Origin of the sequence: Burkholderia sp. AU32262 (assembly GCF_020419985.1) — a bacterium.
Taxonomy (GTDB): Bacteria; Pseudomonadota; Gammaproteobacteria; order Burkholderiales; family Burkholderiaceae; genus Burkholderia; species Burkholderia semiarida.
Genome location: NZ_JAIZRS010000039.1, coordinates 45,139 through 54,181, shown reverse-complemented (window position 1 = coordinate 54,181; position 9,043 = coordinate 45,139). Strand labels below are relative to the sequence as shown.

The 9,043-nt window shown below is 66.2% G+C and carries 9 protein-coding genes; 6 read left to right on the top strand and 3 right to left on the bottom strand.

What is annotated here, in order from left to right:
* Positions 1–458 precede the first annotated feature (458 nt).
* The gene (locus LGN10_RS31140; RefSeq protein WP_059576928.1) at positions 459–1,235 is read right to left on the bottom strand and encodes an enoyl-CoA hydratase; all 777 of its coding nucleotides are present in this window, start codon (positions 1,233–1,235) and stop codon (positions 459–461) included.
* A gap of 129 nt (positions 1,236–1,364) precedes the next feature.
* On the opposite strand from LGN10_RS31140, the gene paaN reads away from it, so the two are divergent.
* From paaN to paaK, 5 genes are all read left to right on the top strand, one after another.
* Positions 1,365–3,071, top strand: a complete 1,707-nt coding sequence (paaN, locus tag LGN10_RS31135; RefSeq protein WP_059576929.1) for a phenylacetic acid degradation protein PaaN — start codon at positions 1,365–1,367, stop codon at positions 3,069–3,071.
* Between the two features lie 87 nt (positions 3,072–3,158).
* Complete coding sequence (gene pcaF / locus LGN10_RS31130; RefSeq protein ID WP_226226059.1) at positions 3,159–4,361, top strand: 3-oxoadipyl-CoA thiolase; 1,203 nt, start codon at positions 3,159–3,161, stop codon at positions 4,359–4,361.
* Between the two features lie 45 nt (positions 4,362–4,406).
* On the top strand, positions 4,407–5,198 hold the full coding sequence (gene paaG, locus LGN10_RS31125; protein ID WP_226226058.1) for a 2-(1,2-epoxy-1,2-dihydrophenyl)acetyl-CoA isomerase PaaG: 792 nt from the start codon (positions 4,407–4,409) through the stop codon (positions 5,196–5,198).
* A gap of 1 nt (position 5,199) precedes the next feature.
* Complete coding sequence (paaI, locus tag LGN10_RS31120; protein WP_059576938.1) at positions 5,200–5,652, top strand: hydroxyphenylacetyl-CoA thioesterase PaaI; 453 nt, start codon at positions 5,200–5,202, stop codon at positions 5,650–5,652.
* A gap of 38 nt (positions 5,653–5,690) precedes the next feature.
* On the top strand, positions 5,691–6,989 hold the full coding sequence (gene paaK, locus LGN10_RS31115; RefSeq protein ID WP_226226056.1) for a phenylacetate--CoA ligase PaaK: 1,299 nt from the start codon (positions 5,691–5,693) through the stop codon (positions 6,987–6,989).
* Between the two features lie 249 nt (positions 6,990–7,238).
* Here the strand turns inward: paaK and LGN10_RS31110 are convergent, their stop codons facing one another.
* Positions 7,239–8,363: a murein transglycosylase A gene (locus LGN10_RS31110; RefSeq protein WP_226094280.1), complete on the bottom strand. Its 1,125-nt coding sequence runs from the start codon at positions 8,361–8,363 to the stop codon at positions 7,239–7,241.
* A 28-nt stretch (positions 8,364–8,391) separates the two neighbouring features.
* On the opposite strand from LGN10_RS31110, the gene LGN10_RS31105 reads away from it, so the two are divergent.
* Positions 8,392–8,535 (top strand): hypothetical protein, encoded by a 144-nt coding sequence (locus LGN10_RS31105; RefSeq protein WP_226094281.1) that lies wholly within the window; start codon positions 8,392–8,394, stop codon positions 8,533–8,535.
* A gap of 14 nt (positions 8,536–8,549) precedes the next feature.
* Here LGN10_RS31105 and apaG read toward each other — a convergent pair whose 3' ends face one another.
* Positions 8,550–8,924 carry a Co2+/Mg2+ efflux protein ApaG gene (gene apaG, locus LGN10_RS31100; RefSeq protein ID WP_034187476.1) on the bottom strand — a complete coding sequence of 125 codons (375 nt, stop codon included), beginning with the start codon at positions 8,922–8,924 and terminating at the stop codon, positions 8,550–8,552.
* Positions 8,925–9,043: the final 119 nt, after the last annotated feature.

The following is a 9,043-nucleotide window of genomic DNA, read 5'->3' as shown; positions in this document are numbered from 1 at the left end:
CTATCTGATCCGAGGATCAGTTCGCTTTCATCAAGCGCCCACACTTATCGGCTGTTAATTTTTAAAGAGCGTTTCTGCGAGGAATCTGAGACCCCTCGGCAGCGCTGCGTTTTCAGCAGCAGAGAAGCGAGATTATGAACCGTGTTTCGCAGCTCGTCAACAACTTTCTGAACTGCTTCGTTGCGACTGCGGGGCTCATCTTCCTGCGCCGCCGAGGCTCGTTACCACCGAACCCCAACAGCACCGCTTCCCTTCCTCCCGCGCCGCGTTTCCGTTAGCGCGAAAGAGGCGTGATTCTAAGCACCCGCCCCCATCCAGGCAAGCTCTTTGTGAAGAAAGTTTGAAAAGGCCTCCGTGCGCTGTCGCGCACGGAGGCCTTTTTTGATGAACCGGACAAGGCGATCCCGCCCGCAACCGATACAGGCCAGCCATCGGACACCCGCCCCGACGCAGTCCGATCAGCGGTGCTTGAAAACAGGCTTCCGCTTCTCGACGAATGCCGCCATCCCTTCCTTCTGGTCTTCCGTTGCGAACAACGAGTGGAACAACCGGCGCTCGAAGTGGACGCCTTCAGCCAGCGTCGTCTCGTACGCGCGGTTCACCGACTCCTTGACCATCATGACCGCCGGCAGCGAGAACTCGGCGATCGTCGTCGCGGCGGCAATCGCCTCGTCGAGCAACTTGTCGGCCGGCAGCACGCGCGAGACGAGCCCGGCACGTTCGGCCTCCACGGCGTCCATGAACCGCGCGGTCAGGCACATGTCCATTGCCTTCGCCTTCGACACCGCGCGCGGCAGGCGCTGCGTGCCACCCGCCCCCGGCATGACGCCCAGCTTGATTTCCGGCTGGCCGAACTTGGCCGTGTCCGCCGCGAAGATGATGTCGCACATCATCGCGAGTTCGCAGCCGCCGCCCAGCGCAAAGCCCGAAACCGCAGCAATGATCGGTTTGCGGATCTCGCGGACCGCCTCCCAGTTGCGCGTGATGTAGTCACCCCGATAAACATCCATATAGGAGTAGGTTGCCATCATGCCGATGTCCGCGCCGGCCGCGAACGCCTTCTCGCTGCCCGTCACGACGATCGCGCCGATGTCGTCGTCCGCATCGAACGCCTTCAGCGCGGCACCCAACTCGTCCATCAATGCATCGTTCAGCGCATTCAGCGCCTTCGGGCGGTTGAGCGTCACCAGACCAACGCGCCCCCGGGTCTCCACCAGGATGTTTTCGTAAGCCATCTATTTCTCCTCGATCAATGAAATGAGAAACGCCTCGCACATGCGAATAGTTTGATGCTACCATTCTCCGACCAACCGGTCGGTTAATTAATCGATCCGATCCCTCTCAACGTTCATCAGGCCGCCGTCATGACCCATGCCCTGCTCACGAAGCACGAAGACACGCTGAAACACGCACTCGCCGCCATCGAGAGCCGCGGGTACTGGAGCCCGTTCGCCGAAATGCCGAGCCCCAAAGTGTACGGGGAAAGCGCAAGCGCAGACGGCGAGGCGGCGTTCAAGTCGCACCTCCACAAGACCTTCGTGCTTGACCAGCCCGCATCCGGTGAAACGGTCGGCGCCGAGCGCTCGCCATACGGCATCGCGCTGGGCATCCGGTATCCGAAATCCACGCCGGACGCACTGATCGCTGCCGCAGCCGCCGCTCAACGTACGTGGCGCGAAGCCGGCCCGAGCGCGTGGATCGGCGTTAGCCTCGAAATCCTTGCGCGCCTGAACCGCGCAAGCTTCGAAATTGCCTACAGCGTGATGCACACCACCGGGCAAGCCTTCATGATGGCGTTTCAGGCCGGCGGCCCGCACGCACAGGACCGCGCGCTCGAAGCCGTCGCCTATGCATGGGACGAACTGCGCCGCATTCCGGCCGATGCACACTGGGAAAAGCCGCAAGGCAAGAACCCTCCCCTTGCGATGCACAAGCGCTATACGATCGTGCCGCGCGGCACCGGCCTCGTGCTCGGCTGCTGCACGTTCCCGACCTGGAACGGCTACCCGGGCCTGTTCGCCGATCTGGCAACCGGTAATACCGTGATCGTCAAACCGCACCCTGGCGCGATCCTGCCGCTTGCCATCACGGTCCGAATCGCCCGCGACGTGCTGCGCGAAGCCGGATTCGATCCGAACGTCGTCACGCTCCTCGCGACCGAGCCCAACGACGGCGCCCTCGTCCAGGATCTCGCGCTGCGCCCCGAGATCAAGCTGATCGACTTCACCGGCAGCACGCAAAACGGCACGTGGCTCGAACACCATGCCCATCAGGCCCAGGTCTATACCGAGAAAGCGGGCGTCAACCAGATCGTGATCGACTCGACCGACGACCTCAAAGCCGCCGCGAAAAACATCGCGTTCTCGCTGGCGCTGTACTCCGGCCAGATGTGCACGGCCCCGCAGAATATCTACGTGCCGCGCGACGGCATCCGGACCGACGACGGCCATGCGAGCTTCGACGAAGTCGCGCAAGCAATCGCGGTTGCCGTGCAAAAACTCACTGGCGACCCGGCACGCTCGGTCGAACTGACCGGCGCAATCCAGAACGAAGGCGTGACCGCGCGCATCGACGACGCGCGCAAGCTCGGCCGCGTGCTTGCGGATAGCGTGGCTCTCCAGCATCCCGCCTTCCCCGATGCGCGTGTGCGCACGCCGCTCGTGCTGCAGCTCGACGTGGCCGACCGCGAAAAATTCACGCAGGAATGGTTCGGCCCGATCTCGTTCGTGATCGCGACCGACTCGACCGCGCAATCGCTCGATCTGGCCGGTGAAATCGCCGCCGAACACGGCGCGCTGACCCTTTCCGTCTACAGCACCGATGACGCAATCCTCGACGCCGCACACGACGCGGCGGTGCGTGGCGGCGTCGCGCTGTCGATCAACCTGACGGGCGGCGTATTCGTGAACCAGTCGGCCGCGTTCTCCGACTTCCACGGAACGGGCGCGAACCCGGCGGCCAACGCGGCGCTGGCCGACCCCGCGTTCGTCGCCAACCGGTTCCGCGTGGTGCAAAGCCGGGTCCATGTTGCCCCGAAGGCGGTACCTGCGGAAGCTGGCCAGACGGCATAGCCCTAATGGCCGACGTGCAAACGCCGCCATGTTCTCTACCATGAACGAATCCGCCACCCGGCGGGTTCGTCACTCATCGATACGCCCATGACAGACGCCTACATCTGCGACGCGATTCGCACCCCCATCGGCCGCTACGGCGGCGCACTGAAAGATGTTCGTGCCGACGACCTCGGCGCGGTGCCGCTCAAGGCGCTGATCGAGCGCAATCGCGACGTCGACTGGGCGGCGATCGACGATGTGATCTACGGTTGCGCGAATCAGGCCGGCGAGGACAACCGCAACGTCGCACGCATGTCGGCGCTGCTGGCGGGCCTGCCCACCGCCGTGCCCGGCGCGACGCTGAACCGGCTCTGCGGCTCCGGGATGGACGCGGTCGGCACGGCCGCGCGCGCGATCAAGGCGGGTGAAGCGCGCCTCATGATCGCAGGTGGCGTCGAGAGCATGACCCGCGCACCGTTCGTGATGGGCAAGGCCGCGAGCGCGTTCGCGCGCCAGGCCGACATCTTCGATACGACGATCGGCTGGCGCTTCGTCAATCCGCTGATGAAGCAGCTGTATGGCGTCGATTCGATGCCGGAGACGGCCGAGAACGTCGCGGTCGACTACCACATCAGCCGCGCCGATCAGGACCTCTTCGCGCTGCGCAGCCAGCAGAAGGCCGCACGGGCCCAGCAGGACGGCACGCTCGCTGAGGAAATCGTCGCGGTCACGATTCCGCAGAAGAAAGGCGAGCCCGTCGTCGTGTCGCGCGACGAGCATCCGCGCGAAACGTCCCTCGAAGCGCTCGCGAAGCTGAAGGGCGTGGTACGCCCCAACGGCTCCGTGACGGCCGGCAACGCATCGGGCGTCAACGACGGCGCCTGCGCGCTGCTGCTCGCCAATGCGCAGGCAGCCGACCAGTATGGCCTGCGTCGCCGCGCGCGCGTCGTCGGCATGGCGACCGCCGGCGTCGAGCCGCGCGTGATGGGCATCGGTCCCGCGCCGGCCACGCAGAAACTGCTGCACCAGCTCGGCATGCGTATCGACCAGTTCGACGTGATCGAACTGAACGAGGCGTTCGCGTCGCAAGGTCTCGCCGTGCTGCGCATGCTCGGCGTCGCCGACGACGATCCACGCGTGAACCCGAACGGCGGTGCGATCGCGCTCGGCCACCCGCTCGGCGCATCGGGCGCCCGGCTCGTCACCACGGCGCTCCATCAACTCGAGCGCACCGGCGGCCGCTTCGCGCTCTGTACGATGTGCATCGGCGTCGGCCAGGGCATCGCGCTCGCGATCGAACGCGTGTAACCGACGCGCCGCGCGCCTATAACGAAGTCATGACGGAGATACTGCATGTCCTTTCAGGCGATCCAGCTGGATATCGATCAGGCCGCGTGCGTGGCCACGATCACGCTCAACCGCCCCGACAAGCTGAACAGCTTCACGCGGGCGATGCATCGCGAACTGCAGTCGGCGCTCGATGAAGTCGAGGCGGCCGGTGCACGCGCGCTGATTCTGACGGGTGCGGGGCGCGGCTTTTGCGCGGGCCAGGACCTGGCCGACCTCGACTTCACACCGGGCGCGTCCAGCGATCTGGGCACACTGATCGACGAGCATTTCAATCCGCTGATCCGCCGCCTGCAGCGTCTGCCGATTCCGGTGATCGCCGCCGTCAACGGTACGGCCGCCGGCGCCGGCGCGAATCTCGCACTGGCGTGCGATCTCGTGTTCGCCGCGCGCTCGAGCAGTTTCATTCAAGCCTTCGTCAAGATCGGGCTCGTACCCGATTCGGGCGGCACCTGGTTCCTGCCGCAACGCATCGGCATGGCTCGCGCGCTCGGGCTCGCGCTGACCGGCGACAAGCTCGGCGCGGAACAGGCCGAACAATGGGGCCTGATCTGGCGCGCGGTCGACGACGATGCACTCGTCGCGACGGCCCGCCAGCTCGCCACCCAACTCGCGCAGCAGCCGACGCTCGCCATCGCATCGATCAAGCAGTCGATGCGAGACGGCATCACGAACACGCTCGATCAGCAGCTCGATCTGGAACGCGACCTGCAGCGCAAGCTCGGCCAGTCGCATGACTACGCGGAAGGTGTGAAGGCCTTCATCGAGAAGCGTGCACCGCGCTTCGAGGGGCGCTGACATGACGAACGCGACCGCCACGCTCGACCCCGACTCGCTCGCCCGCGCCACCGCGCGGGCCATGTACGACGCCGATGCGTGCAGTCGCGCGTTCGGCATGGAAATCGCCGAAGTACGCGCCGGCTACGCCCGTCTGCAGATGCGCGTGCGGCCCGAATTCCTGAACGGTCACCAGACCTGCCACGGCGGGATCATCTTCACGCTCGCCGATTCGACGTTCGCGTTTGCATGCAACTCGTACAACGTGAATGCGGTCGCGGCCGGCTGCTCGATCGAATTCCTGCGCCCCGTGCACGGCGGCGACGTGCTGACGGCCGAGGCGGTCGAACAGGCGCGCGCCGGCCGCCACGGCATCTACGACATCCGCGTCACGAACCAGACAGGCGACACGGTTGCGATGTTTCGCGGCAAATCCGCCCAGATCAAGGGCACGGTCATCCCGGAAGACCGCTGACGTCGACGGCTCGCCCATAACAAACACTGGAGACATGCATGACTACCCCGCTACCGCTCGAGCCGATCGAGACCGCCTCGCGCGACGAGCTGACCGCGCTGCAGCTGGAACGCCTCAAGTGGTCGCTCCGGCATGCGTATGACAACTCGCCCGTCTATCGCCGCAAGTTCGACGAAGCGGGCGTGCATCCGGACGACCTGAAGACGCTCGCCGACCTGTCGCGCTTTCCGTTTACGACCAAGGGCGACCTGCGCGACAGCTATCCGTTCGGGATGTTCGCGGTGCCGCAAGACCAGATCTCGCGCATCCACGCGTCGTCGGGCACGACCGGCAAGCCGACGGTCGTCGGCTATACGGCCGCCGACATCGACACGTGGGCGAACCTCGTCGCCCGGTCGATCCGCGCCGCCGGTGCGCGCCGCGGCGACAAGGTGCACGTCAGCTACGGCTATGGGCTCTTCACGGGCGGGCTCGGCGCGCACTACGGCGCCGAGCGCGCAGGCCTCACCGTGATCCCGTTCGGCGGCGGCCAGACCGAAAAGCAGGTACAGCTGATCCAGGATTTCCGGCCCGACATCATCATGGTCACGCCGAGCTACATGCTGTCGATCGCCGACGAGATCGAGCGCCAGGGGCTCGATCCCGTCAAGAGTTCGCTGCGCATCGGCATCTTCGGCGCGGAGCCGTGGACCAACGACATGCGCGTCACAATCGAACAGCGGATGGGCATCGACGCGGTCGACATCTACGGGCTGTCCGAAGTGATGGGCCCCGGCGTGGCATCCGAATGCGTCGAGACCAAGGATGGCCCGACCATCTGGGAAGACCACTTCTATCCGGAAGTCATCGACCCGGAAACCGGCGAAGTGCTGCCCGATGGGGAGCTCGGCGAGCTCGTGTTCACGTCGTTGACGAAGGAAGCGCTGCCGATCATCCGCTACCGCACGCGCGATCTCACGCGCCTGTTGCCGGGCACCGCCCGGACGATGCGCCGGATGGAGAAGATCACCGGCCGGTCGGACGACATGATGATCGTGCGCGGCGTCAACGTGTTCCCGACGCAAATCGAGGAACAGTTGCTCAAGCAGCGCGCGCTCGCGCCGCACTATCAGATCGTGCTGACGAAGGAAGGCCCGCTCGACGTGCTGACGCTCAACGTCGAGCCCTGCCCCGAGACCGCGCCCGATACCGCGGCGATACAGGCGGCCAAACAGGCGCTCGCGTACGACATCAAGTCGCTGATCGGCGTGACGGCCGTGATCAACGTGCTGCCGGTGAACGGCATCGAGCGCTCGGTCGGCAAGGCGCGCCGCGTCGTCGACAAACGCAAGGGCTAAAGTCGCGCGACGCACGCACGGCGCGCGGCGGCGAGCGCGTGCCTGCAAACGAAACAGCCCGGTCGGCCAACGCCGATCGGGCTGCTTTACTCCAAGCGTCGTTCGACGTGACACTCACCGGATCACGCGAACTGAAATCACGTGGTCACACCGGCGATCAGGCCGGCACGCGCCACGCGCAGGAGACGCACCGCGAATGCCGCGTCTCATGCGCGGGCCACCATCCGGGCAGCCCGCCCCTGCCCCAAATCACGAATTCGGGAACAGCAGCCACATCCGGCCGACCTGCTTCATCCGGCCGGCCTGGTCACCGGCGTCGTCGCCGAGCCCCCAGAAATAGTCTGCCCGCACGCCGCCCTTGATCGCCGAGCCCGTATCCTGCGCGAACACGAGCCGGTTCATCGGCGTATTCGTCAGCGGACGCGTGGTCTGCAGGAACACCGGCGTGCCGAGCGGAATCGACGACGGATCGACCGCGATCGAGCGCTCCGGCGTCAGCGGCACGCCGAGCGCGCCGATCGGGCCGTCCGCGCCGCCGTGCGGCGCATCCTCCTTGGTCGGCATGTCGCGGAAGAACACGAAGCGCGGATTCGTGTCGAGCAGCGCGTCGACGCGCGTGGGGTTCGCCTTCGCCCAGGCCTTGATGCCCTGCATCGTCGCTTGTGCGGGCGTCAGCTCGCCGCGATCGAGCAGCCACTTGCCGATCGAACGGTACGGCTGGTTGTTGGTACCGGCAAAGCCGACCCGCATCACCGAACCGTCGTCGAGCAGCACGCGCCCCGAGCCCTGCACCTGCAGGAAGAACGCCTCGATCGGATCGTCGACCCATACGAGTTCGTTGCCGTTCAGGATGCCGGCGCGCTCGAGCTGCGCGCGTGCGGGCAGCGCGGCGCCCGCGCGATAGCCGGCCGGCCAGCGATAGAGCGCGTACTGATACGGGCCGCGGCGCACGCGCGAACCGTGCAGCAGCGGCTCGTAATAGCCGGTCACGAGCCCGTCGAGCGTACCGTCGGTATTCGCGAACTGGAACGGCGTGAAATACGTTTCGAAGAAGGCGCGTGCGCTGCTGACGTCGAGTTCGTCGAGCCGGTCGGCGGCCGCGCAAGCGCGCGTCCAGGCCGGCTGGCGTGCGAGCCGCGCGCAGTTCTGCCGCAACGCGGCCGTCGCGCCGATCAGCGAATCGTCCTGCCAGCCCGGCACCTGCTGCCACGCGACCGGCGTGAGCCGCTTCGCGGCGACCTGCCCCGGCACGATCGCCGCGCCGGTCGGCGGCTTCAGCGCGGAGGTCCGCGTCGGCGCGCCGCCGCACGCGGCGAGCAGCGCCGCCGCCGCGGCTGCGGCCATCCACCCGGCCAGCCGGGGCCCAAACCACATACAATGTCCGTTCTTGATGGAAACCGCCATGTCAGATTTTCTCGACCAATATCCGATGCTCATCTTCGCGCTCGAAGCCTTCGTAGCGCTTGCCCTGCTGATCTTCATCGTCGTCTGGACGTCGTCGGGCAGAAAGAAGCCGGCCCGCCACAACGACCGCCAGCCGCGCTGACGCGCGCCGCACGCTCAATGCAGCGTGCGCGGCATGTGCAGGGCAAACTCGTCGACCGGCGCCTCGAAACGCTCGCCGTCCTCGGCCACGCAGAAGTACGCACCGCGCATCGTTCCGACCGGCGTCGCGATCACGGCCCAGCTCGTGTATTCGAAATGCTCGCCCGGCTGCAGCAGCGGCTGGTGCCCGACGACGCCGAGCCCCTTCACTTCCTGCACGTGGTTCTCGCTGTCCGTGATGATCCAGTGACGGGCGATCAGCTGCGCCGCGACCTGTCCGGTGTTGCGGATCGTCAGCGTGTACGCGAATGCGTATTGACGGTGATCGGGGTCGGATTGTTCCGGCAAGTAGCTGGTTTTCACCGAAACGGTGAACTGATACTGACTCATGGTGTGTCCGCTGTAGGTAACCGCGCGCGCCGATTCGAGCGGCCGGGCCGCAGGCGCGCCGCATTGGTTCGGCATTCTATGCGCAATCGGGCGGCAACCGCACGGCCTGCCGCCGCGCA

Coding starts and splice junctions, on each gene's coding strand:
- LGN10_RS31140 (WP_059576928.1), bottom strand. CDS start 1,235: ATGGCTTACGAAAACATCCTGGTGGAGACCCGGGGGCGCGTTGGTCTG.
- paaN (WP_059576929.1), top strand. CDS start 1,365: ATGACCCATGCCCTGCTCACGAAGCACGAAGACACGCTGAAACACGCA.
- pcaF (WP_226226059.1), top strand. CDS start 3,159: ATGACAGACGCCTACATCTGCGACGCGATTCGCACCCCCATCGGCCGC.
- paaG (WP_226226058.1), top strand. CDS start 4,407: ATGTCCTTTCAGGCGATCCAGCTGGATATCGATCAGGCCGCGTGCGTG.
- paaI (WP_059576938.1), top strand. CDS start 5,200: ATGACGAACGCGACCGCCACGCTCGACCCCGACTCGCTCGCCCGCGCC.
- paaK (WP_226226056.1), top strand. CDS start 5,691: ATGACTACCCCGCTACCGCTCGAGCCGATCGAGACCGCCTCGCGCGAC.
- LGN10_RS31110 (WP_226094280.1), bottom strand. CDS start 8,363: ATGTGGTTTGGGCCCCGGCTGGCCGGGTGGATGGCCGCAGCCGCGGCG.
- LGN10_RS31105 (WP_226094281.1), top strand. CDS start 8,392: ATGTCAGATTTTCTCGACCAATATCCGATGCTCATCTTCGCGCTCGAA.
- apaG (WP_034187476.1), bottom strand. CDS start 8,924: ATGAGTCAGTATCAGTTCACCGTTTCGGTGAAAACCAGCTACTTGCCG.